This is a genomic window from Streptomyces sp. NPDC001709, from assembly GCF_053596375.1.
Genome location: NZ_JBSFGB010000031.1, coordinates 48,722 through 71,487 on the forward strand (window position 1 = coordinate 48,722; position 22,766 = coordinate 71,487).

The following is a 22,766-nucleotide window of genomic DNA, read 5'->3' on the forward strand; positions in this document are numbered from 1 at the left end:
CGGCGAGGGCGGGCCACCGAGGGGTCAGCGCCCGCCGGGGCGTACCAGTCCGGACTCGTAGGCGAAGACCGCCGCCTGGGTACGGTCGCGCAGGCCCAGCTTCACCAGGATCCGGCCCACATGTGTCTTCACCGTCTGCTCGGCCACGACCAGCCGCTCGGCGATCTCCGCGTTCGACAGGCCCTGCGCGATCAGCGCCAGCACCTCCGTCTCCCGTTCGGTGAGGTCGCCGACGCGCTTCTTGAGCGGGGCGCGGCGGCTGCCGTCCAGGCGGGAGAACTCGGCGATGAGGCGGCGGGTGATGCCGGGCGCGAGCAGGGCGTCGCCCGCGGCCACGACCCGTACCGCCTCGGCCAGCTTCTCCGCGGAGGCGTCCTTGAGCAGGAAGCCGGAGGCCCCGGCCCGCAGCGCCTCGTACACGTACTCGTCCAGGTCGAACGTGGTCAGCACCAGCACTCTGATGGCCGGATGCTCGGCGGTGATCAGGCGGGTCGCCTCGATGCCGCCGAGTTCGGGCATCCGGATGTCCATCAGCACCACGTCCGGGGACAGCTCGGCGGTCTGCGCGATCGCGTCCAGACCGTCCACCGCCTGCCCGACCACCTCGATACCGGGCTGGGTGCCGAGCAGCACGCTGAAACCCTGCCGGACCATCTGCTGGTCGTCGACGATGAGTACGCGGATGGGGCCGGCGCCGCTCGTCATGGGTCCTGATCTCCTGTCGGGGGCTCGGGGCGGTACGGGTCTGGGGTGGAGTCGGATGGCGGCCGGTGCCCGAACGCGTCGGGCGGGCCGGGGTCGGCCGGCGCCGGGGTGCCGTCGCGCGGGAGGAACGCCGTCACCCGGAAGCCGCCCTCCCGCTCCCCCTCCGCGCTGACATGTCCGCCCAGCATCGCCGCGCGCTCCCGCATGCCGAGCAGACCGTGACCGCTGCCCGGGGACGGCGGGGCCGGGCGGCTGGGGCGGGAGTTGGTTATGTCCAGGCATATGCCGTTGCGTTGGTGGGAGACCTCCACGGTGACCTTCGCGCCCGGGGCGTGCCGCAGGACGTTGCTCAGGGCCTCCTGGACGATCCGGTACGCCGACAGCTCCACGCCGGGCGGATAGCCGCGCGGCTCGCCCTCCGTCGTCATGGCGACCTCCACACCGGCCGCCCGGGTGTTCTCGATCAGGGCGTCCAGCCGGGCGAGGTTCGGCTGCGGGGCGTCGGGGGCCGGGCCGGTGCCGGGCGCGGAGAGCCGGTGGGTGTCGTCGGCGCCCCCGGGCTCGTCCGGGCCCTCCGAACGCAGCACACCGAGGACGCGGCGCAGCTCGGTCAGGGCCTCCAGGGCGTTGTTGCGGATGCCGGCGAGGTTCTCCTGCAGTTCCTCGGAGGGGTTCTCCACCAGGTGGGGGGCGACCTGGGCCTGGATGGAGATCACCGACATGTGGTGGGCGACCACGTCGTGCAGCTCACGGGCGATACGGCTGCGCTCCTCCAGCAGGGCGCGGCGGGCCCGCTCCTCCGCGGTGATCGTCGTCTGCCGGGCCAGCTGCGTACGCGCCTCGCTGCGGCTGCGCAGGGCGGTGCCGATGACGACCGCGACGGCGAACAGGGCGATGGCCATCACGCCGGTGGGCGAGTAGCTCCGGGCGCCGATCACGCCCTGCAGCACATACGTCACCAGGGCGCTCGCACCCAGTGCGCCGAGCGTGCCGCGCAGACGGGTACGGAGGGCCAGGAGCAGCAGCACCAGCATGTGAGCCAGCAGCGCGGCGGGCGGCCAGGGCCAGTTGGTGTCGCCGGACACGCTCGTCTCCAGGGCCGGACGGGCGAGGAGGGCGATGAGAGCGGCATCGGCGAGCGACAGCGCCCAGGCGGGCGCGGGGCGCCAGATCGCCAGGACGACGGCGGCGCCCTGGACGAGGCCGAGGAGCAGGCCGATGGCGAGGGTGAATCCGTACTCCCCGGCCAGCTGTTCCCCGCCGCCGAGGCCGATGCCCAGGGCGGTGTAGGCGACGAGCAGGTAAGTGAGCAGGCGGAGCCAGCGGTGCCGGGCGAAGGGGGGCGACTGGGGGGAGGGGTTCTCGCCGAGCCAGGTACGGAGGCGGCGGCGGGTGGTCCTGGGGGAGGGTGCGCTGTCCGCGGCGGGTGCGTGGTGGGGTGCGGGTGGCTGCTGTCGGTCGTTCTCGCCGTCGGCGGCCGGGGGCTTCACGAGGTCAACATTAGGCATTGCGGGTCGTCTTTGCTGCGGGCAGGTGGCGGCGGACCACGTGGGACCTGCGGTTTCGGGGGCGGCGGGGGCCCTGTTCGTGGTGGCGGAAGGCCGTCCGGAACAGGGCCAGGGCCAGGGCGAAGACGGGCAGCCAGGCCAGGCGGTACGCCACCCAGGTCAGGGAGTCGGGTGAGGTGTGCAGGCCGGGCAGCCGGCCGGCCAGGAGGCCCGTGGCCGTCGTGGCCATCATCGCCGTCTGGTGCCAGAGGTAGATCGTCATCGCGGAGAGGTTGACGAGGGCCACCGCCGCCCAGAGCAGCGGGCGGGCCATCGCACGGCGCAGGCGGTCGCGGAGCATCAGGGCCAGGCCGCACTGGGCCAGGCCGAAGGTGACGGCCGCCAGGGTCGGGGGATTGAGGTTGGAGATCGTCGCGCCGGGGACGCCGACCATGGACGCCGGGTATCCGGCGCAGGCTATGAGCACGGCCGTGGCCGCCGTACCGCCCAGGAACAGGACCCGGGCCGCGCGGCGGCTGTCCAGCTCGCCCCGCGTCCAGGCGGCTCCCAGGGTGTACGGGACCAGCCAGCCCGCCGCCACGTTCAGCCAGCCGAGCCAGGACGGGCCGAGGTGCAGACCGAAGCGGAGGACGTCCACGTGCAGGACGACGGCCAGGGGCCAGAGGGGGTTGAGGCGGGTGAGGAGCGGGGTGGCGGCCGTCAGGCCGGCGAAGACCAGGAGGAACCACAGGGGGGACACGGCCAGTTTGAGCAGCGCCTCGATCGTGGCGAGCGGGGTGCCGGTGAGGAGGAGGACCGTGGCAGCCACCACCCAGAAGCAGAGGAGTGCGGCCGCCGGGCGCAGGAGTCGGGTCAGGCGGGCGCGCAGCCAGGAGCCGTAGGTCTCGCCCCGGCCGCGGGCCGTGGCGAGGCTCCGGGTCGCCACATGGCCGCCGACCAGGAAGAACACGGCCAGGGTCTGGAACAGCCAGGAGATCGGGGCCAGCCAGGGCAGGTGCTGCAGGGGGCTGGTCGTGTGCAGGCCGCCGTCTTTGGACACCAGTGCTGTGACCAGCCAGTGGCCCAGTACGACGCCGAGGATCGCGAAGGCGCGCAGGGCGTCCACGGCTCGGTCCCGGGTTGAGGGGGTCGCGGTGTCCAGGTGGTGGGCGGCTTGGCGTAGGGCGTGCAGGGCGGATGCGGATGCCTTTGGCGGCTGCGGGGGCGTGGAGGGGGTGGTGGTGCCGTGGGGGGTGGTTCGGGGGGTGCTTGTGGTGGGGTCAGGCACGGGGCACCTCCGGGGTGTCGCCGAGGGTGATGCGGGCCAGGTTGGCGAGGGAGGCCGAGCCCGGGGTGAAGTAGCCGCTGTGGTCGGCGGCGGCCGCGTCGAAGACCCGCGCGCCGAAGGAGCGCGAGACCGGGTCCGTGCCGAAGCCGACGGTGGTGCCGAAGAGGTCGACGCTGACGTGCGGGACGTGCCGCACCCAGTCGTCGCTGCCGCGGGCCGCCCAGATCCGGGCATTGGTGTGCAGTGCCTTGACGGAGTCCGCGCCGGTGCCGGGGCTGCCGACGAGGGCGATGTCGTCGGCGTCCAGGCCGGGGGCGGCTCGGCCGCACACGACCGAGCCGTAGGAGTGGCAGAGCAGTGAGATGTGCGTCCGGGGCGGGGTCGCGGCGCGCAGATCGCGTGCGAAAGCACGCAGGTCGGGAGCCGCTTCGTCGGCGCGGGTCGTCGTGGTCACCGTGGTGCTGACGGTGGCCGGTGTCTCGTAGCCGAGCCAGGCGATGACCGCGGTGTGGGTGCCTCGGGGGGCGCGGTGGGCGACCTCTGCGTACAGGGCCGCGGCCGCCTTGTGGAAGCGGGCGTAGGTGTCCAGGGAGGTGTCCGAACCGGGGACCAGGACCGCTATGTGGTCGGCGTGGGCGAGGTCGCCGAGGACCTCCGTGGCCTGGCCTGCGCCTCGGCCGTCGAAGGTGAGGAGGTGGCGGGTGGGGGCGGCCAGGGTGCGGTCGGCGGCGGCGCGGTGGGTGTCGCCGTGCGCGGCTGCCATGTGGGCGGCGCGGGTGGCGTTGGCTCGGTTGGCGGCGTAGGTCTTCTGGAGGGTTGTCCGGAGGGGTGTCGCCGTGATCGGGGGGAGGTTGGCGGGGGCGGGGGCCGGGATCTGGGGGCGGGTGGTCGCGGCGGAGAGGGGGGTGGTGAGGGCTGCGGTGAGGAGGGTGGCGAGGAGGGTGCGGCGCCATTTTCCGGTGCGGGTGCGGGGTGCCTTTGGCGGGGTGGGGGGCGGCTTCTCCGTCGGCGGGATCGGGTGCGGGTGCGGGTGCGTTGGGGGGCACCCGGCCTGCGGCCGGGTTTGGGTTCCCACCCGCGCCACCCGTGACCCTTTCGTCGTCGAGTGCGGGTGGCCCTCGTGGGGCGCACTCGCCATCGGCGGCTGCGAGGCCGTGGGCCGGGAATCCGGAGCCGTCGGCGGCTGCGAGGCCGTGGGTAGAGGAGTGGTGTCGTGGGTGTGTTGCCCCATGGTCGGGCTTCCTTTCAGATGGCCCGGCCATCGGGCTTTTCTGACAAGGAAGTTATGGATCGGGGCGTGTCGTCGGCGTCCCGCCAGGGAGCTGTCTTGCGGGGTAGCTCTCAGGTATTACAGGTATTACGGGGACGCCTTCGTCATCTCTTCCGTCATCCCTTCGTCACCAGGCCAGTTGGGCGATCTCCTCCGCCACCACCGCGCACGCGTCCGCAGCAGGGTCGATCAGCGGGAAGTGGCCCACGTCCTCCAGCAGCGTCAGGCCCACCACCTCCCCCGCCTTCGCCGCCGCGTCCGCGTACGACTCGGCCACCGTGTGCGGCACCACCAGGTCCGTGCGCCCCTGGACGAGCGTCGTCGCGATGCCCGTCGGGAGGAGCAGGACGGGGTCGGCGTAGGGGCGGCGCTCGGCGAAGGAGTCCGGGCCGCCGAGGAGTTGCAGGCTCGCGTTGCCGCACACGTCCAGCTTCTCCGCCACCTCGAAGTCCGCGATCGGGGCGAGGGCCACGACACCGCGCAGGGGGGCCGGGCTGCCGGTGCGCCAGGGGGTGTCCGGGGGGAGGACATGGCGGGCCGCCGCCCACAGTGCCAGGTGGCCGCCTGCCGAGTGGCCGGTGAGGACCATGCGGCGCGGGTCGGCCTGCGGGAGGGCCTCGCGGACGAGCGCGGGCAGCGCGTCCAGAGCCGCCGCGATGTCGTCGAAGGTGTCGGGCCAGCGGCCGGCCGGAGGGGTGGTTTCGCCGTCGCGCGCGTGCTGCCCGGGGATCAGGGGATCGCCGCCGCGCCGGTACTCGACGTTGGCCACCGCGAAGCCTCTGCGGGCCAGGTAGTCCGCGAAGGGTGTGATGTGGCGGCGGTCGTAGCGGGCGCGCCAGGCGCCGCCGTGCAGGACCACCACCAGGGGGGCGGGGGAGTCAAGGGTGTCCCGGGGGGCGTAGAAGTCGATCACCTGGTCGGGATGGCTGCCGTACGCGGAGGTGACATCGGGGTCGACCGGGGGGTGTGAGAAGGCCGACTCCTCTTCGGCGGCGGCGCGGGCTGCGGCGGCGTCGTCCGGCATGCTCCAACCTCTCAGCGATGGAACCTGTTTGGCGTTCCGGCGGACCAGGTGGGGGAATTCGCGTTCGCCGTTGGCGGGACGGTATCAGGCCGGTGACGTGGGGGGACATGGGGATGTGACGGAGGGTGAGGATAAACGGTTCTGTAGGGAATGGCCTGGGAGAGAGTGCCTCTCCCAGGCCTCCCCCTTACGCCAGCTCCTCCCCCAGGATCCGGGCCGCTCGCTCGGTCTCGCCGAAGGTGACGTACAGCGGGGTGAAGCCGAAGCGGAGGATGTCGGGGTGCCGGAAGTCTCCGACGACACCCCGGCTGATCAGGCGCTTCATCACCTCGCCGGCGTCCGGGCAGCGCAGGGCGACCTGGCTGCCGCGTTCCTCGTGGCGTTCCGGGGTCACGCACTCGACACTCCCCGGCTCGGTGTACTCCCCTACGCAGCGCAGGAAGAAGTCCGTCAGCGCGAGGGACTTGGCGCGGACGGCGGGGACGGACACGTCGTCCCAGACGTCCAGGGCCGCCTCCAGGGCCAGCATGGAGAGGATGTCCGGGGTGCCCACGCGGCCGCGCAGGGCGCCCGGTGCGGGGGTGTAGGACGTGCTCATGCCGAAGGGGTCGGTGTGCGAGTTCCAGCCGGGCAGCGGGGAGTCGAAGCGGGGCTGGAGCTCCTTACGGACGTACAGGTACGCCGGTGAACCCGGGCCGCCGTTCAGGTACTTGTAGGTGCAGCCGACCGCCAGGTCGACCCCGTGCTCGTCCAGGCCCACCTCCAGCGCGCCCGCGCTGTGGCACAGGTCCCAGACCGCGAGGGCGCCGGCGGCGTGGATCGCCGACGTGAGGGACGGCAGGTCGTGCCGGCGGCCGGTGCGGTAGTCGACGTGGTTCAGCAGCACCGCCGCCGTGCGGCCGCTCAGGGCCGCGGGGACCTCGGACGGGGTCAGCGCGCGCAGGGTGCGGCCGGTCAGCCGGGCCGCGGACTCGGCGATGTAGCCGTCCGTGGGGAAGGTGGTGGCGTCGACGAGGATCTCGGTGCGGTCCTCGCCCGCCATCCGTACCGCCGCCACCAGTGCCTTGAAGACATTGACACTTGTGGAGTCGCCCACGACGATCTGCCCGGCCGCCGCGCCGACCAGCGGGGCGATGCGGTCGCCGATCCGCTCGGGCGCGGTCCACCAGCCGCTCTCGTCCCAGGAGCGGATGCGCAGTTCGCCCCACTGGCGGCGGACCACGTCGGCCACGCGGTCGGGCACGTTCGCGGGGAGCGCGCCGAGCGAGTTGCCGTCCAGGTAGACCACGTCATCGAGGACGAACCGGGAACGCAGCGGGGCGAGCTCGTCCGCCGCGTCCAGCTTCTCTGCCTGCAGCGCCAGTTCAGACATGGGACCTCGCCGTCCACAGCTCCGGGAACACGTTCTTGCGGGCGCGCTTCTCCAGCCAGGCCACGCCGGCCGAGCCGCCCGTGCCGGGCTTGGCGCCCATCGCGCGACGGGTGGCGACCAGGTGGTCGTTGCGCCAGCGCCAGACCAGTTCGGCCACGTCGGTCAACGCCTCGCCCAGACGGGCGAGCTCGGTGTCCCCGTCGCCGGAGTAGATCTCCGCCCAGGCCTGTTCGACCACGCCGGAGGGCTCGTAGCGCTGGGACACGTCCCGGTGGAGGACGGAGTCCGGGACGTGGTGGCCCCGGTGGGCCAGCAGCCGCAGCACCTCGTCGTACAGGCTCGGCTCGTGCAGCGCCTTCTCCAGTTCCGCGTGGACGCGGGGGGCGCCGCGGTGCGGTACGAGCATGGACGCGGACTTCTCGCCGAGCAGGAACTCCATGCGGCGGTACATCGCCGACTGGAAGCCGGAGCCCTCGCCGAGGGCACTGCGGTAGGAGTTGAACTGCGCGGGGGTCAGCTGGCCGAGGGGCTTCCAGGAGGCGTTGAGGGCCTCCAGTTCCCGCACGGAACGCTTCAGCGCGGCGATCGCGGTCGGTACGTCGTCGCTGCGTAGAGCGGCCGCCGCGGTCTCCCACTCATGGACGATGACGGTGAACCACAGCTCCATGACCTGGGTCGTGACCAGGAAGACCATCTCTCCGGGATCGTCGGAGAGGGTGTGCTGGAGGTGGGTGAGCACGTCCGCCTTGACGTAGTCCTCGTACGGCGTCGTGCCCGCGAAGTCGAGATGCGGAGTCTCGGGCTCCTGAGTCTCCAAGGACTGCTGAGCCTGTTGGGACATCGCTGTCTCCTGTTATTGCTCCGGGTAGCGGTCCGCCCCTGCCGATTCCGGCACGGGGGCCCCGGTCCCCATCGGCATCCTCCGCAATGGACCCCGGATACGGCAAGGCCCGCCTGTTGCCAGACGGGCCACACCGTGACGGCCGGCAGCCGGCCGACCGGTCGGCTAGCCGAGTGTCTGGGCCGCCGTCGGGGAGGAGTCCTTCAGGAACTGGGTGCAGCGCTCGTACTCCTCCTGCTCGCCGATCGCCTGTGCGGCGCGGGCGAGGCCGTGCAGGGCGCGCAGGAAGCCGCGGTTCGGCTCGTGCTCCCAGGGGACCGGGCCGTGGCCCTTCCAGCCGCTGCGGCGCAGGGCGTCGAGGCCGCGGTGGTAGCCCGTACGGGCGTAGGCGTACGACTCCACGACCGCGCCGCGCTCGAACGCCTCGTCGGCCAGCTGGGCCCAGGCGAGGGAGGAGGTGGGGTACTTGGCGGCGACGTCCGCGGGGGCGGTGCCGGCCGCGAGCTGTTCACGGGGCTCGGGGTCGTCGGGGAGGTGGGTGGGGGGTGGACCGCCGAGGAGGTTTTCGTGGATTGTCATGGGGTCCAGTCTGCCTGCCCCGTTCACTGGTTTCCTGCCTGGTGCCCTGCCCCCGCTCACCCGCCCCGAACCCGGACGCCGACTACCCCCTTCGCTCCCCCTCCAGCGGCGGAGCCGTCACGCAGCCGTGCACGTGGCACTCCGGGTGGCGGCAGCCGGGGGCCGGGCGGCGGACCAGGGCGAAGGCCAGCAGCGAACCGGCCACCAGCACCCCCGAGCAGATCGGCATCGCCCGCCGGAACGCCGCGTCGAAGGCCGACGGGACCCGGTACGCCTCCGGCCCCATCCCCGCGAGCAGGGGCAGCGCCGCGACCGCGACCAGGCCCGCCGCCCGCGCCGCCGCGTTGTTGATGCCGCTGGCCAGGCCGGCCCGTGCGGTGTCGACCGAGGCGAGCACCGTCGCCGTCAGAGGGGCTACGAGCGTCACCATGCCCGCGCCCATGACCAGCAGGGCCGGAAGCACGTCGGTGAGATAGTCGGCGTCCTTGCCCACCCGCAGCATGAGCAGCATCGCCGCCGCGCAGAGCAGTGGGCCGACCGTCAGGGGCAGGCGCGGGCCCGTGCGGTCGGCCAGGGCGCCCGAGCGGGCGGAGAAGAGCAGCATCAGGGCCGTCGTCGGGAGCAGGGCCGTACCGGCCGCAAGCGGCGAGTAGCCCGCGACCACCTGCAGTTGCAGCGCGGTGAGGAAGAAGAAGCCGCTGAACGCCGCGTACACGCACAGGGTGACCAGGTTGACCGCCGTGAACTGGCGCGAGGCGAAGATGTCCGGCGGGAGCATCGGGTGCGGGCGGTGCCGCTCCACGTACACGAAGGCCACCGCCGCCACCACACCGGCCACCCCGGTCAGCGTCACCGCCAGGGAACCCGCCCTCGCCTCGATCAGCGCGTACGTCAGCAGGGCCAGGGCCAGGGCGCCGAGGGCGGCACCCAGCACGTCGAAGCGACCCCGGCTGCCGCGGTCGGCGGATTCCGGCACGTGCCGCAGCGCCACCGGCACGCACAGCAGGGCCAGCGGGACGTTCAGCAGGAACACCCAGCGCCAGCCGGGGCCGGCTACCAGCCAGCCGCCCAGGAACGGGCCGACCGCCGCGCCGATCCCGCCGAAGCCGGACCAGAGGCCGACGGCTTTGCTGCGGTCGTCGGGGTGGAAGGACGACTGGATGATCGCCAGTGAGCCGGGGGTCAGCAGCGCGCCGCCGATGCCTTGCAGGGCCCGCGCGGCGATCAGTACCGGTGGGTTCGGCGCCAGGCCGCACAGCAACGACGCCACCGCGAACCACACCACGCCCAGCACGAAGATCTTCCGGCGGCCGTAGTGGTCCCCCAGCGAGCCGCCCAGCAGGATCAGACCGGCCAGCGTGACCATGTACGCGTTGACCGTCCACTGCAGCGCCGCGAGGCTCGCCCCCAGGTCGCGGCCGATGCGCGGGAGCGCCACGTTGACGACGGTCGAGTCCAGCAGCGCCATGCTGGAGCCGAGGACCGTCGTGAGCAGCATCCACTTGCCCTGGGGCGAGGCCAGCCGGACATCGGGCACGTCCCCAGGTATACAGCGGCCCGGCGACCGAGAACAGCCGCCGGGCCCGCCGCGAAACGGACGTACCGCTTACTTGATCTTGTTGCCCGCCGAGCGCAGGTTCTGCGTGGCCTCGACGACGCGCGCGGCCATGCTCGCCTCGGCCAGCTTGCCCCAGGTGCGCGGGTCGTAGGCCTTCTTGTTGCCGACCTCGCCGTCGACCTTCAGGACGCCGTCGTAGTTCTGGAACATGTGGGCGGCGACCGGACGGGTGAACGCGTACTGGGTGTCCGTGTCGAGGTTCATCTTCACGACGCCGTTCTCCAGCGCGGTCAGGATCTCCTGCTCGGTGGAGCCGGAGCCGCCGTGGAACACGAAGTCGAAGGGGGACTGCTTGCCGAACTTGGCGGCCACGCCGTCGTTCAGCTCCTTCAGCAGGTCGGGACGGAGCACGACGTTGCCCGGCTTGTACACGCCGTGGACGTTGCCGAAGGAGGCGGCCAGCAGGTAGCGGCCCTTCTCACCCAGGCCCAGGGCCTCCGCCGTACGGATCGCGTCCTCGACCGTCGTGTAGAGGGAGTCGTTGATCTCGTGGGAGACGCCGTCCTCCTCGCCGCCGGTCGGGGTGATCTCGACCTCAAGGATGATCTTGGCGGCGCGGGTGCGCTCCAGCAGCTCCTGGGCGATGGCGAGGTTGTCGGCGAGGGTCTCGGCGGAGCCGTCCCACATGTGGGACTGGAACAGCGGGTTCCGGCCGGCCTTCACGCGCTCCTCGGAGACCGCGATCAGCGGACGTACGTACCCGTCGAGCTTGTCCTTCGGGCAGTGGTCGGTGTGCAGCGCGATGTTGACCGGGTACTTCTCGGCGAGGATGTGGGCGTACTCGGCGAGGGCGACCGCGCCGGTGACCATGTCCTTGCTGTACTGGCCGCCGAGGAACTCGGCACCGCCGGTCGAGATCTGGACGATGCCGTCGCTCTCCGCCTCCGCGAAGCCGCGCAGCGCCGCGTTCAGGGTCTGGCTCGAGGTGACGTTGATGGCCGGGTAGGCGAACTTGCCTGCCTTCGCCCGGTCGAGCATCTCGTTGTAGACCTCGGGGGTTGCGATGGGCATCTGTCCGCTCCTTGTGTTGCGGGTTGAGGTTCTGCGTTACGGCCCTGACCTAGACCTGAGGGGGGTGACGTCGTCGTCGGCCCCATCTTTCCAGACATGGACCGATGGTCCATGCGCCGGTCAAGTCCAGGTCAATCCCGCGCGTCAGTCCAGACCCAGTTCATCCTTCGAGAAGGCGAAGACGTACGGCACCCCGGCCTGCTCGGCGATCGCCTCGGCCGCGCCCGTGGCCCGGTCCACGATCGTGGCGACGGCGACGACCTCCGCGCCGGCCTCGCGCAGCGCCTCCACGGCCGTCAGCACGGAGCCGCCGGTGGTGGAGGTGTCCTCGACGGCCAGCACCCGGCGGCCCTTGACCTCGGCGCCCTCGATACGGCGCTGCAGGCCGTGCGCCTTGCCCTGCTTGCGGACGACGAACGCGTCGAGGACCTTCCCGCGCGCGGCCGAGGCGTGCAGCATCGCCGTGGCCACCGGGTCGGCGCCCAGGGTGAGGCCGCCGACGGCCTCGTAGTCCAGCTCGGCGGTCAGGTCGAGCATGACCTGACCGACCAGCGGCGCGGCCTCGCCGTCCAGCGTGATCCGGCGAAGGTCGATGTAGTAGTCGGCTTCCTTGCCCGAGGACAGGGTCACCTTGCCGTGCACCACGGCCTTGTCCTTGATCTGCTGCAGCAGCGCGCCGCGTACGTCCGTCATGCCGACCAGCTTAAGGGCGCCGCCAGCTCCAGGTCGTCGTCGCCTCCAGCGGTTCCAGCGGAGTGACCAGGCGCGGGAGGGTGTTCAGGCCGTTGGGCGGGCCGGTCTGCGGCTCCACGCACACGGCCTCGGCCTGCTCGTCGTAGACGACCACCCACTCCTCCCGGCTGGTCACCTTCAGCTCCAGCTGTCCGGGCCAGGTGAGGGTGACGTCGACGCCGCCGGGCATGCCGAAGCAGTCGTCCCAGGGGCCGGGCTCGGGGGCGATCCGGTTGCCGGTGGGCAGGTGGTCGTCCCCGCGCTCCTCCTGCCAGGCGGGCTTGAAGTCGAGCGTGACGCCCTCGCCGACCGCACCGTCCTCGCCCGCGAGGGTCCGGTTGAACCACGGGTGCCAGCCGATCTGCGCCGGGAAGGAGTCGTCCCGCGCCTCCACCGACATCGTCAGGGTCAGGCTGTCCTCGGTGAGCGTGACGACCTGGGTGACGCGGCCGGGGTGCGGCCAGGGGTCGACCAGGTCGTACGTGATCACCGCCTCGTTCTCCGCGACGCGCGCGGTGCGCCAGGCGCCGTCGCGGACGGTGCCGTGGATGGCGTGGGGCGGGGAGTTGAGCGGCAGCTGGCGGACGGTGCCGCCGTCCAGGAAGCGGCCGTCCCTGGTGCGGCCGCACCAGGGCACCATCGGGAAGCAGCCGTAGCGGTGCCCTTGCCTCAGCAGTTCCAGGGGGCCGACCTTGAGGCCGCTGATACGGCCGCCGCCCGCGGGGCTGACCCGTGCTTCCGCTTCGCCTGCGGTCAGCGTGATGTCTTCGTTACTCACGGGATGACACTACTGGGGGGACGGGCCGGGACTCCGGCTGCCTCAGCGGCGTTTGCGCAGTGCCCTGCTGACGACGATCGCCGACGCCACGACCAGTGCCGCCGCCGGTGCCGCCCAGCGCAGCGCCGATGTCGCCGTGACCGTCTGGGGTGCCGGGACGGGCGCGTAGCGCCCCCGTGGCGGCGCGTGGTCGACCTCCTCCGCGCTGCGGCCGATCATCGTGCGGCGCGCGTGCGCGGCCTCGGCGGGGGGCTCGCCGGTGTCGGCGAAGTTCCCGGAGAGGCGGTCGGCCGCGGGGTCCAGGGACGGCGGCGGGACCTCCGTGTCGAAGACGGACGTGTGCCCGGCCTCGGCCTCAGGCTGCTGCTCCTGCTCCGGCTGCTTCCCCTCCGGGGTTGCCGCGGGCTCCTCCACTGCCGCCAGGTTCTCCACGAAGCGGTTCAGCAGGCGCGTCGCCGCCGCGCTCACCGCGTCCGCCGGCAGTTCCGCGATGCGGCCGTCCGCGTCCGCCGTGCCCTCGACCGTGACCGTCGTACCGCCCTCGGTGGCCGCGAGGCGCAGGGTGAGGGCGAGCTTCACGGCGCCGGTGCCGCGGGCTTCCGTGGCGTCGGCCTCGATGGTGTACGTGCCGTCCTCGAGGGCGGCCACTCGTGCCGTGCCCCGGTAGGTGACGGAGTGTCCGCCCACGCGCAGCTTCAGGCGTCCGGCGACGGGTTCGGCACCGGCGTCCTGTTGCAGACCGGGGACCGCACGGGCGACGCGCGCGGGGTCGGCGAGGGCGGCCCTGAGCGGGGAGGGCAGGACCGGGACGAAGACCTGGTGCTCCATGTCCGGTGAGCCTACCCAGGTGTGACCGGAAAGTACCCTCGCCCGACCGGCACGTCAGCACCGTCGTCGGTACCGCCGTCGGCACCATCATCGGCACCGCTTCAGTACCGCGGGTCCACCAGCGTCGACGCCGGCAGCCCCTCGATCCGGGTCCGCTGCGCCGCCCGTGCGTCCGCCGTCAGGTCCGCCTGTGTCAGCGTGCGCAGCCGGCCGGCGCCCAGCCGCAGGGGTGGCGGAGTGCGGCTCGGGGACGCCAGCAGGAATCCCCAGTCGTGCGGGGCACCGGACGCGCCTGCCGAGCGGTCGGGGCCGGCCGGGAAGCCGGAGTCGTGGCCGAGGACCCGGTAGGGGGAGGCGGCGAAGCCGGCGGCGCGGAGGGTCGCGGCGACCGTCCAGAAGACGCGGGGGCGGGCGGTGACGGACCCGGCGTGGACGATCAGCCGGCCGCCGGGGGCGAGCACCCGGCGGGCCAGGCCGTAGAACTCCTGGGAGTACAGCTTGGTGCTGGCGGTGATACAGGGATCGGGGAGGTCCGCGATCACCACGTCGTACGACGAGGCGGGTGCCCCGCGCAGCCAGCCGAGCGCGTCGGCCGTGGTGCTGTGGACGCGGGGGTCGTCGTAGGCGTGGCCGTTGACGGCGGCGAGGCCGGGGTCGTGGCGGGCCAGACGGACCAGGCCGGGGTCGAGTTCGACGATGTCGAGGCGGCGCACCCCGGGCCGGCGCAGCACCTCGCGGGCGGCCAGGCCGTCGCCGCCGCCGAGGATCAGCACGCGCGCGTGCGGTGCACCGGACAGCGCGGGGTGGACGAGGGCCTCGTGATAGCGGCGTTCGTCGCGGCCGCCGACGCGGAGCCGGCCGTCCAGGAAGAGGTCGAGGGGTTTGCCGTGGGTGCCGCCGGTGAGGACGACCTCCTGGACGCCGGTCTGTTCGGCGACCCGGACGTCCTTGCCGTAGACGGCGTGCCGGGCGGCGCGTTCGAACTCGTCGGCGAGGGCCGCGGCGGAGGCGAGGACGCCGAGGACGGTGAGGCCGACGAGGAGCAGCGTCCAGCGGGCCCGGCGGGACAGGTCGCGGCGGAAGAGGCCCAGCACCAGGGCGCCGCCGGCGACGACGTTGACCGTGCCGGTGAGCAGGGCGCCCGTCAACTGGCCGAGGAACGGGAGGAGGAGGAAGGGGAAGGCGAGGCCGCCGACCAGTGCGCCGACGTAGTCCGCCGCGAACAGGTCGGCCACCGCGCCGCCCGCGTCCTGGTGGCGGATGCGCTGGATCAGCTCCATCAGCAGGGGGACTTCGGCGCCGATGAGCAGGCCGATGGCGAGGGAGAAGGCGACGAGGAGGCAGCGCGGGCCCTCGGCCCAGATCCCGCCCCAGCCGCCGGTCCAGGCGAACACGGCGTACAGCGCCATGGCGCTGCACCCGCCGATCAGCGCGAGGGCGGTCTCGATCGCGCCGAAGCCGGCGGCCGCGTGCCAGCGCAGCCGCTTGGCGCCGAGGGAGCCGATACCCATCGCGAACACCATCACGGACAGCACGACGGAGGCCTGGGTGACCGAGTCGCCCATCAAGTACGAGGCGAACGCGACGAGTTCGAGTTCGTAGACGAGTCCGCAGGCCGCGCAGACGAAGACACACACGAGGACCAGGAACCGCCCGGTGCCGGGCCGGACGGGCAGCCGGGCGGGGCCTGTCCAGGAGGGCGGGGCGCCCGCGGAGGCGGGGGCGTGCGGTTCGATCACTCTGCGACGTTACGTCACACGCTCGGTACGCTTCGTCACCCACACGTGTGGATCTGGAGGCAGTTGACGACCCGTGCGTTTATGCCGCATCACAGCTTCCGACCGTGGGGGCCGGCATCCGCACCCCGACCCTCGTCCGGGTGGCCACCAACTGCCCGTCCTGCGGGTAGGCGTGCCAGGTGCGCCAGTGCACCTGGCCCTCGTGGCGCTGGGCCAGCATCGCGGTGAAGGCGTGCGGACTGCCCGGGAAGACACCGGCGAGGCCGTGCGGGTGGTCGGAGACGAGAGCCAGCAACTCCTGGGCGCGGCCCGCGAACGAGCCGGGTGTGAGCACCTCGACGCGCGCGGCGAACTCGTACTCCCAGTCGCCGACCCGCTTGGCCACGCCGAGCGGCAGCGGGGTGCTGGAGCCGGGGATGCAGGCGACCGTCTCCGAACACCTGCCGCGCTCCTCGTCCAGCAGCACCTGGTGGGACGCGCCGAGCAGTCTCAACTGGAGCTTCGCCCCGGTGAGTTCCAGATCGAGGGTGGCCAGGGCCGGCAGCGGCTCGCGCCCCAGGGCCCAGGCTAGGTCGGCAGCGCGTGTATCGGTGTAGGAGGTGTTCAGGGTCGTGAGCATGGATCGGCTCCGCATAGCACGCGATGAGGGGGAGATCGGCCATGTCAGCCCAGCCGGCTCGGCCGGGTGGGGAGTCTCAGGGACATCCGAGGGGCTGCGTTGGCGGTTTAGAGGGAATCATGAACAGAGGCGCCCCCACAGCGTTTTTACCCAACTTCGTGGGGTTTCCATCCCTCAGAGGGCTTCACTGCTCAATTGTTCAACCATGGCGTACGCGGGGCGCGGGATACAAACGGCGAGCGCCCGCCGGCCGTCTCGGCCCGGCGGGCGCCCGTGTGCGGCCCGGATGCGGTTCCCCCGAAAGCTCAGCTGCCCCGTGTCAGCTGCCTCCCCCGCATCCGCCCCCGCCGCCGCACGACGAACCTCCTCCGCAGGACGAACCGCCGCAGGAGGAGTGGCCCCCGCAGGAGTGACCACCGTGGTGGCCGCCGTGGTGGCCGCCCGACGAACCGGAATCGGCCGTGCCGGCCCACCAGCTGCCGCCGCCGTCGTACGACGAAGAGGACGAAGACGACGAAGAAGACGACGCGCGGTACGAACGGGACCGGCCGCCCTTGGCGAGCGACACCCTCGCCCGGCGCCGGTTCCACGCGGGGATCCTCACCCCGATCACGAACAGCACCACGATCAAAGCCAGGATGATGCCGGTAACCATGGCGTCACCCTCCTTCCGTTCCCCCGAAAGCGGCCCCCGTGGACCGCGGTGACCGGCAGATGCCCGGCCGTCTCAGGGCTCAAAGCAGAGTTGAGGAACTCCAGAGCTTGGGAGCAGGATGACCGGCATGACCTCCAGCGCACGCCCTCACCTCAACCGCCGGCTCGCCGCGTTCGGAACGACGATCTTCGCCGAGATGTCCGCGCTCGCCGTGGCGACCGGGTCGATCAACCTCGGCCAGGGCTTCCCCGACACCGACGGGCCCGAGGAGGTCCGGGAGGCGGCGGTGCGGGCGCTGCGCGAGGGCCGCGGCAACCAGTACCCGCCGGGGCCGGGCATCCCGGAACTGCGCACCGCGATCGCCGCGCACCAGCTGCGCCGCTACGGGCTGTCGTACGACCCCGACACCGAGGTGCTGGTCACGGCGGGCGCGACGGAGGCGATCGCGGCCGCGCTGCTGGCGCTGGTGGAGCCCGGTGACGAGGTCGTGGCCCTGGAGCCGTACTACGACTCCTACGCGGCGAGCATCGCGCTGGCGGGCGGCACGCGCGTACCGGTGACCCTGCGGCCACACGCCGACGAGGGGGCGGGTTTCCGCCTCGACCTGGACGAGCTGCGCGCCGCCGTCACCGACCGCACCCGGCTGCTGCTGATCAACACCCCGCACAATCCGACCGGCACGGTCCTCACGCGCGCGGAACTGGCCGCGATCGCCGAGCTGGCGGTCGAGCGGGACCTGCTGGTGATCACGGACGAGGTCTACGAGCACCTGGTCTTCGACGAGGCCGAGCACCTCCCGCTCGCCTCCTTCCCCGGGATGCGCGAGCGCACGGTGACGATCGGCTCGGCCGGCAAGACGTTCTCCTTCACCGGCTGGAAGGTCGGCTGGGTCACGGCCGCGCCCGAGCTGGTCACCGCGGTCCGCTCGGTGAAGCAGTTCCTGACGTACGTCTCCTCGGGCCCCTTCCAGTACGCGGTCGCGGAGGCGCTCGCCCTGCCCGACTCCTACTTCGAGGAGTTCCGCCGGTCGATGCTGGCCCGCCGGGACATCCTCGCGAAGGGACTGACGGAAGCGGGCTTCCAGGTCTTCGTCCCGGCCGGCACCTACTTCATCACCACCGACATCCGCCCCCTCGGCGAGAAGGACGGCTTCGCCTTCTGCCGCGCCCTGCCGGAGCGGGCGGGCGTGGTGGCCATCCCCAACGCCGTCTTCTACGACGACCGGGAGGCGGGGGCGCCGTTCGTGCGGTTCGCCTTCTGCAAGCGGGAGGAAGTGCTGAGGGAGGCCGCTGAACGGCTCCGGGCGCTGTAGGCGCCCCGAACGGGCGCGGGGCCGCGTCTGACATGCGGCTCCGCCGCGCGGGCGCGACCAGCCACAACGCACCCGCAGACGGGTGACGGCAGACACCACAACGGCGCTTCACCGTGCGGCCGAACCACACCGTCACGCATGGTGCTCAGATGTGACCCACGTCAGCACCGTCCTAGCCCAGCCCCTGGCCACGCCGAAGCCGGCGCAGCAGCGAGCGAGTGGGGTCGCCGTAGGCCTGTTCCTCGGCGTCCGGCTCAGCGGGGTGGCCGTGCTCGCGCTTGCCGCGCATGTCGCCGGGAAACACCCGCTGACGTTGCTCGGCCGGTCCTGGGACTCGGTCTGGTACCTGGGCATCGCCGCGCACGGCTACGGCCACGACCTGCCCTCGAACGACCCCGGCCCGCACAGCGACCTCGCGTTCTTCCCGCTGTACCCGGCGCTGGTGCGGGCGGTGACCGCGCTGACCCCGCTCGGCGGGGGCGCGGCCGGGCTGCTGATCTCGTGGGCCGCGGCCGCCGCGGCCGCCGCCGGGATCCACGCGGTCGGCTCCTGGCTGCACGGGCGGGCCACCGGTATCGCGCTGGTGCTGCTGTGGGGGCTGCTGCCGCACTCGGTGGTGCTGTCGATGGCGTACACCGAGCCAGTGCTGGCCGCGTTCGCGGCCTGGTCGCTGTATGCGGTGCTGGCCGGGAACTGGCTGTGGGCGGGCTCCCTCGCGGCGCTGGCGGGGCTGGCCCGGCCGAACGGGTTCGCGGTCGCCGCGGCGGTGCTGGCCGCGGGCGGGGCCGAGGTGTGGCGGCGGCGCGGAAGGGTTTCCCACAGGCTGTGGACGGGCGTGACGCTCGCCCCGCTGGGCTGGACGGCGTATGTGCTGTGGGTGGGCCGGCGCAAGGGGGACCTGCTGGGCGGCTACTTCGAGGTGCAGCGGCTGTGGGGGTCGACGTTCGACTTCGGGCGGGGCTCGGCGCAGTTCCTGCGCGCGATGCTGCTGCACGGCAGCCGGTTCGTCTTCCCGATGGCGCTGGCGCTGGTCGCGGCGGGCACGGTGCTGTACGCGCTGCTGTTGCTGGACCGCGCTCCGCTGCCGCTGCTCGTGCACAGCGGGGCGCTGCTGCTGATCGCGCTCGGCGGGTCGGGTTTCTTCGAGTCCAAGCCGCGGTTCCTGCTGCCTGCGTTCCCGCTGCTGCTGCCGCTCGCCCGGGGGCTGGTCCGGACGGCGAAAACCCGGCCCTGGCACGCGACCGTACTGGTCACGACCCTGGCCGGGCTCAGCTATCTCTACGGCGCGTACCTGGTGGTGTACGCGCAGGCACCGCTGTAGGCCGCTCTGGGCCTATTCGGCGTCGCCCTCGGAGTCCTCGGGGTTCTCGGGCTTGTCCGCCTCGTTGACCTCCTCCTCCAGGCCGAGCTGCTCGACGAGCCACCGGTCGAACTCGATCGCCGCCCGTACCCAGCTGACGGTCGAGGAGACGAAGTGGTTGATGTCGACGCCCGTGCCGATCAGCATCTGGGCCTCGCCGATCAGCCGGACGGTGCCGTCGTCGTGGGTGTGGGTGTACACCTTGGGCCACAGGGTGCGGCGGTTCCAGTCGTCGACGGACTCCAGCAGCTGCGGCTTCTCGTCGATCTTGTGGGGGCGGTCGTAGAAGGTCCGCACCGAGAAGACGGCCTGCTCGTCCTCCCCGCGGAACATGAAGTAGGTGCGGAACTGCTCCCACGGCGCCGCGAGGTCGCCTTCCTCGTCGACGACGTACTTGAGCTCCATCTGGTCGAGGAGCTGCTTCACGAGGTCCTGATCCGGGAGGACGGGGCCGGCCGGTCCCTGGGGCTGCGGATCGGGCTGGCCCCCGAAGTTCGGAATCGAGGACGGGTCGATGCTCACCGTGATTTTCCCTTCATGCGGATTCCGCCATCCTCCCTCATGCGGGGAGGGGGGGTGCAAGCCCCGAGGGCCGGTCAGCCCTTCGGCCTGACTCCATCCGGTCACACGGGGGTGACGGTGTCATGACCAACCGGCGCCATGATCCCTTCATGCGCATGAGAAGGGAACTGCGATGGCTGCTGTGGGGACTGTGGGGGGCCTGTCTGGTGTTCTCCGTGTGGTTCGTCGTGGAGGTGGCCCTGTTTCTCTCCCGGGACATGCCCTTCGACTGCTGGATGGAGAGCTGCGGTCCGCCCGACCGGTGAGTGCGCCCGGCCGGGCGGACCGCACGTCCGCCTACAGCGTCTTGCCCGTCGCCGGCCCCACCAGCAGGCCCTCGCCGAAGCGGTCCACGCGGACCGTGTCGCCGTCCTTGATCTCGCCGGAGAGGATCTCCTTGGCGAGGCGGTCGCCGATGGCGGTCTGCACGAGGCGGCGCAGCGGGCGGGCGCCGTAGGCCGGGTCCAGGCCCTCCTCCGCGAGCCAGGCCAGCGCGTCGGGCGTGACGTCCAGGGTGAGCCGGCGTTCGGCCAGGCGCCTGCCCAGGCGGTCGATCTGGAGCTGTGCGATCCGTTCCAGCTCGGACTTGGTCAGTGCCGAGAAGACCACCAGGTCGTCGAGGCGGTTGAGGAACTCCGGCTTGAAGGAGACGCGGACCGCCTCCAGGACCTGTTCCTTCTTCTCGGCCTCGGAGGTCAGGGGGTCGATCAGGAACTGGCTGCCCAGGTTGGAGGTGAGGACGAGGATCGCGTTGCGGAAGTCGACCGTGCGGCCCTGACCGTCCGTCAGACGGCCGTCGTCCAGCACCTGGAGCAGGATGTCGAAGACCTCGGGGTGGGCCTTCTCCACCTCGTCCAGGAGGACGACGGAGTACGGGCGGCGGCGGACCGCCTCCGTCAGCTGGCCGCCCTCCTCGTAGCCGACGTACCCGGGAGGCGCGCCGACCAGCCGGGCCACGCTGTGCTTCTCGCCGTACTCCGACATGTCGATGCGGACCATGGCCCGCTCGTCGTCGAAGAGGAAGTCGGCGAGCGCCTTGGCGAGTTCGGTCTTGCCGACGCCCGTCGGGCCGAGGAAGAGGAAGGAACCGGTGGGCCGGTCGGGGTCGGCGATGCCCGCGCGGGAGCGCCGCACGGCGTCGCTGACCGCCCGTACGGCCTCGGTCTGGCCGATGAGCCGCTTGCCCAGCTCCTCCTCCATGCGCAGCAGTTTCTGCGTCTCGCCCTCCAGCAGGCGGCCGGCCGGGATGCCGGTCCAGGCGGCGACGACGTCGGCGATGTCGTCGGAGCCGACCTCGTCCTTGACCATCGTGTCCCTGGCGACCTCCTCCTCGGCCTCGGAGGCGGCCTCCAGCTCCTTCTCCAGCTGCGGGATCTCGCCGTACAGCAGCTTGGCCGCGGTGTCGAAGTCGCCGTCGCGTTGGGCGCGTTCGGCCTGGCCGCGCAGGTCGTCCAGGCGCTCCTTCAGCTCACCGACCCGGTTGAGGGACTGCTTCTCCTTCTCCCAGCGGGCGGTGAGGCCGCGCAACTCCTCCTCCTTGTCGGCGAGGTCGCGGCGCAGCTTGTCCAGGCGGGCGACGGAGGCCGGGTCGGTCTCCTTGCCGATCGCCAGCTCCTCCATCTTCAACCGGTCGACGGCGCGCTGGAGTTCGTCGATCTCGACGGGCGACGAGTCGATCTCCATACGGAGCCGGGAGGCGGCCTCGTCGACGAGGTCGATGGCCTTGTCGGGGAGGAAGCGTGAGGTGATGTAGCGGTCGGAGAGGGTGGCCGCCGCCACCAGCGCGCTGTCCGCGATCTGCACCTTGTGGTGGGCCTCGTACCGGCCCTTGAGACCGCGCAGGATCGCGATGGTGTCCTCGACGCTCGGCTCGGCGACCAGCACCTGCTGGAAGCGCCGCTCCAGCGCCGGGTCCTTCTCGATCCGCTCCCGGTACTCGTCCAGGGTGGTGGCGCCGACCATGCGCAGCTCACCGCGGGCGAGCATGGGCTTGAGCATGTTGCCCGCGTCCATGGCGGAGTCGCCGCCGGCCCCGGCGCCGACGACGGTGTGCAGCTCGTCGATGAAGGTGATGATCTGCCCGTCGGAGTCCTTGATCTCGGCGAGGACGGCCTTCAGCCGCTCCTCGAACTCACCGCGGTACTTGGCACCGGCGACCATGGCACCGAGGTCGAGCGCGACCAGCCGCTTGTCCTTCAGCGACTCGGGCACGTCCCCCTTGACGATCCGCTGTGCGAGCCCTTCCACCACGGCGGTCTTGCCGACGCCGGGCTCGCCGATGAGCACGGGGTTGTTCTTCGTACGACGGCTCAGCACCTGCACGACCCGGCGGATCTCCTGGTCCCGCCCGATGACCGGATCCAGCCGGCCCTCGCGGGCGGCGGCGGTGAAGTCGGTGCCGAACTTCTCCAGGGCCTTGTACTGGCCCTCGGGATCGGCGGTGGTCACGCGGCGTCCTCCCCTGGCCTTCTCGAAGGCCTTCTGCAACTTCCTGGCGTCCGCGCCCTGCCGGGCGAGCAGCTCGCCGGCGGCCCCGCCCTTGGCGGCGATGCCGATGAGCAGGTGCTCGGTCGACAGGTACTCGTCACCGAGGTCCTTCGCACGCTCGCCGGCGTCGGCGATCACGGCCAGCACTTCCCGGTTGGGCTGCGGCGGCGCGACGGTGGATCCGGTCACGCTGGGCAGCCCGGCCAGCAGCTTCTCCGCACCGGCGCGTACGGCGGCCTGGTCCGCCTCGACGGCGGCGAGCAGGTCGGTGACATTCTCGTTGTCCTGGCCCTCAAGCAGCGCCAGCAGCAGGTGAACAGGCGTGAGATCCGGGTGCCCCTCGGTCACGGCCCGGTTACTGGCCGCGTTGATCGCAGCCCGGCTCCTGTTGGTCAGCTCCGCGTCCACGTGTCCGCTCTCCTCCACGACGATCTCTTCGGCGATCTCTCCACTGCTGACTTAACCAGCGTACACAAAGTTGAGTCTATTCCGCTCAAGGT

At 72.2% G+C, this 22,766-nt stretch carries 21 protein-coding genes; 3 read left to right on the forward strand and 18 right to left on the reverse strand.

What is annotated here, in order from left to right; translation table 11 throughout:
• Positions 1 to 24: 24 nt before the first annotated feature.
• The 16 genes from ACWC0C_RS35030 to ACWC0C_RS35105 form a co-directional block, all read right to left on the reverse strand.
• Positions 25 to 705 (reverse strand): response regulator, encoded by a 681-nt coding sequence (locus ACWC0C_RS35030; protein ID WP_449199457.1) that lies wholly within the window; start codon positions 703 to 705, stop codon positions 25 to 27.
• Entirely contained in the window at positions 702 to 2,195 is a 1,494-nt protein-coding gene (locus ACWC0C_RS35035) for a sensor histidine kinase (RefSeq protein ID WP_450868226.1), read from the reverse strand. Before ACWC0C_RS35035 ends, ACWC0C_RS35030 begins: the two co-directional genes overlap by 4 nt.
• 10 nt (positions 2,196 to 2,205) lie before the next feature.
• Positions 2,206 to 3,480 (reverse strand): acyltransferase family protein, encoded by a 1,275-nt coding sequence (locus ACWC0C_RS35040; RefSeq protein WP_450868227.1) that lies wholly within the window; start codon positions 3,478 to 3,480, stop codon positions 2,206 to 2,208.
• A complete protein-coding gene (locus ACWC0C_RS35045) occupies positions 3,473 to 4,495 on the reverse strand; it encodes an alpha/beta hydrolase (RefSeq protein ID WP_450868296.1) in 1,023 nt (340 codons plus the stop codon). The genes ACWC0C_RS35040 and ACWC0C_RS35045 overlap by 8 nt, the downstream gene beginning before the upstream one ends.
• Before the next feature lie 382 nt (positions 4,496 to 4,877).
• Positions 4,878 to 5,774, reverse strand: coding sequence for an alpha/beta hydrolase (locus ACWC0C_RS35050; protein WP_450868228.1), 897 nt, complete (start codon positions 5,772 to 5,774; stop codon positions 4,878 to 4,880).
• Positions 5,775 to 5,961: 187 nt separating this feature from the next.
• Positions 5,962 to 7,146 (reverse strand): kynureninase, encoded by a 1,185-nt coding sequence (kynU, locus tag ACWC0C_RS35055; RefSeq protein WP_450868230.1) that lies wholly within the window; start codon positions 7,144 to 7,146, stop codon positions 5,962 to 5,964.
• Positions 7,139 to 7,987 carry a tryptophan 2,3-dioxygenase family protein gene (locus ACWC0C_RS35060; protein ID WP_449199462.1) on the reverse strand — a complete coding sequence of 283 codons (849 nt, stop codon included), beginning with the start codon at positions 7,985 to 7,987 and terminating at the stop codon, positions 7,139 to 7,141. Before ACWC0C_RS35060 ends, kynU begins: the two co-directional genes overlap by 8 nt.
• Positions 7,988 to 8,152: 165 nt before the next feature.
• Positions 8,153 to 8,566, reverse strand: a complete 414-nt coding sequence (locus tag ACWC0C_RS35065; RefSeq protein WP_449199463.1) for a DUF3151 domain-containing protein — start codon at positions 8,564 to 8,566, stop codon at positions 8,153 to 8,155.
• 82 nt (positions 8,567 to 8,648) lie between these two features.
• Positions 8,649 to 10,103, reverse strand: coding sequence for an MFS transporter (locus ACWC0C_RS35070; protein ID WP_450868232.1), 1,455 nt, complete (start codon positions 10,101 to 10,103; stop codon positions 8,649 to 8,651).
• Between the two features lie 69 nt (positions 10,104 to 10,172).
• Positions 10,173 to 11,195 (reverse strand): class II fructose-bisphosphate aldolase, encoded by a 1,023-nt coding sequence (gene fbaA, locus ACWC0C_RS35075; protein WP_449199465.1) that lies wholly within the window; start codon positions 11,193 to 11,195, stop codon positions 10,173 to 10,175.
• A 144-nt stretch (positions 11,196 to 11,339) separates the two neighbouring features.
• Positions 11,340 to 11,888, reverse strand: coding sequence for an orotate phosphoribosyltransferase (gene pyrE, locus ACWC0C_RS35080; protein ID WP_449199466.1), 549 nt, complete (start codon positions 11,886 to 11,888; stop codon positions 11,340 to 11,342).
• A 10-nt stretch (positions 11,889 to 11,898) separates the two neighbouring features.
• Positions 11,899 to 12,705, reverse strand: coding sequence for an aldose epimerase family protein (locus ACWC0C_RS35085; protein WP_450868234.1), 807 nt, complete (start codon positions 12,703 to 12,705; stop codon positions 11,899 to 11,901).
• A gap of 42 nt (positions 12,706 to 12,747) precedes the next feature.
• Positions 12,748 to 13,533, reverse strand: coding sequence for an SRPBCC domain-containing protein (locus tag ACWC0C_RS35090; protein WP_450868236.1), 786 nt, complete (start codon positions 13,531 to 13,533; stop codon positions 12,748 to 12,750).
• 101 nt (positions 13,534 to 13,634) lie between these two features.
• Positions 13,635 to 15,272, reverse strand: coding sequence for a polyamine aminopropyltransferase (locus ACWC0C_RS35095; RefSeq protein ID WP_450868238.1), 1,638 nt, complete (start codon positions 15,270 to 15,272; stop codon positions 13,635 to 13,637).
• A gap of 79 nt (positions 15,273 to 15,351) precedes the next feature.
• Positions 15,352 to 15,891 carry a DUF2617 family protein gene (locus ACWC0C_RS35100; RefSeq protein WP_449199470.1) on the reverse strand — a complete coding sequence of 180 codons (540 nt, stop codon included), beginning with the start codon at positions 15,889 to 15,891 and terminating at the stop codon, positions 15,352 to 15,354.
• A gap of 319 nt (positions 15,892 to 16,210) precedes the next feature.
• Complete coding sequence (locus ACWC0C_RS35105; RefSeq protein ID WP_450868240.1) at positions 16,211 to 16,546, reverse strand: hypothetical protein; 336 nt, start codon at positions 16,544 to 16,546, stop codon at positions 16,211 to 16,213.
• Between the two features lie 118 nt (positions 16,547 to 16,664).
• Between ACWC0C_RS35105 and ACWC0C_RS35110 the strand changes: the two genes are divergently transcribed.
• Positions 16,665 to 17,858, forward strand: coding sequence for a pyridoxal phosphate-dependent aminotransferase (locus tag ACWC0C_RS35110; RefSeq protein WP_449199472.1), 1,194 nt, complete (start codon positions 16,665 to 16,667; stop codon positions 17,856 to 17,858).
• A 151-nt stretch (positions 17,859 to 18,009) separates the two neighbouring features.
• The gene (locus tag ACWC0C_RS35115; RefSeq protein WP_450868242.1) at positions 18,010 to 19,179 is read left to right on the forward strand and encodes a hypothetical protein; all 1,170 of its coding nucleotides are present in this window, start codon (positions 18,010 to 18,012) and stop codon (positions 19,177 to 19,179) included.
• 12 nt (positions 19,180 to 19,191) lie between these two features.
• Here ACWC0C_RS35115 and ACWC0C_RS35120 read toward each other — a convergent pair whose 3' ends face one another.
• Complete coding sequence (locus ACWC0C_RS35120) at positions 19,192 to 19,740, reverse strand: YbjN domain-containing protein (RefSeq protein WP_449199474.1); 549 nt, start codon at positions 19,738 to 19,740, stop codon at positions 19,192 to 19,194.
• 149 nt (positions 19,741 to 19,889) lie between these two features.
• Between ACWC0C_RS35120 and ACWC0C_RS35125 the strand changes: the two genes are divergently transcribed.
• Positions 19,890 to 20,045, forward strand: a complete 156-nt coding sequence (locus ACWC0C_RS35125; RefSeq protein WP_449199475.1) for a hypothetical protein — start codon at positions 19,890 to 19,892, stop codon at positions 20,043 to 20,045.
• 31 nt (positions 20,046 to 20,076) lie between these two features.
• On the opposite strand, the gene clpB is transcribed toward ACWC0C_RS35125, so the two are convergent.
• On the reverse strand, positions 20,077 to 22,674 hold the full coding sequence (gene clpB, locus ACWC0C_RS35130; protein WP_450868298.1) for an ATP-dependent chaperone ClpB: 2,598 nt from the start codon (positions 22,672 to 22,674) through the stop codon (positions 20,077 to 20,079).
• Positions 22,675 to 22,766: the final 92 nt, after the last annotated feature.

Coding starts and splice junctions, on each gene's coding strand:
- ACWC0C_RS35105 (WP_450868240.1), bottom strand. CDS start 16,546: ATGGTTACCGGCATCATCCTGGCTTTGATCGTGGTGCTGTTCGTGATC.
- ACWC0C_RS35100 (WP_449199470.1), bottom strand. CDS start 15,891: ATGCTCACGACCCTGAACACCTCCTACACCGATACACGCGCTGCCGAC.
- ACWC0C_RS35110 (WP_449199472.1), top strand. CDS start 16,665: ATGACCGGCATGACCTCCAGCGCACGCCCTCACCTCAACCGCCGGCTC.
- ACWC0C_RS35030 (WP_449199457.1), bottom strand. CDS start 705: ATGACGAGCGGCGCCGGCCCCATCCGCGTACTCATCGTCGACGACCAG.
- ACWC0C_RS35065 (WP_449199463.1), bottom strand. CDS start 8,566: ATGACAATCCACGAAAACCTCCTCGGCGGTCCACCCCCCACCCACCTC.
- kynU (WP_450868230.1), bottom strand. CDS start 7,146: ATGTCTGAACTGGCGCTGCAGGCAGAGAAGCTGGACGCGGCGGACGAG.
- ACWC0C_RS35090 (WP_450868236.1), bottom strand. CDS start 13,533: ATGGAGCACCAGGTCTTCGTCCCGGTCCTGCCCTCCCCGCTCAGGGCC.
- pyrE (WP_449199466.1), bottom strand. CDS start 11,888: ATGACGGACGTACGCGGCGCGCTGCTGCAGCAGATCAAGGACAAGGCC.
- ACWC0C_RS35060 (WP_449199462.1), bottom strand. CDS start 7,987: ATGTCCCAACAGGCTCAGCAGTCCTTGGAGACTCAGGAGCCCGAGACT.
- ACWC0C_RS35050 (WP_450868228.1), bottom strand. CDS start 5,774: ATGCCGGACGACGCCGCCGCAGCCCGCGCCGCCGCCGAAGAGGAGTCG.
- ACWC0C_RS35125 (WP_449199475.1), top strand. CDS start 19,890: ATGCGCATGAGAAGGGAACTGCGATGGCTGCTGTGGGGACTGTGGGGG.
- fbaA (WP_449199465.1), bottom strand. CDS start 11,195: ATGCCCATCGCAACCCCCGAGGTCTACAACGAGATGCTCGACCGGGCG.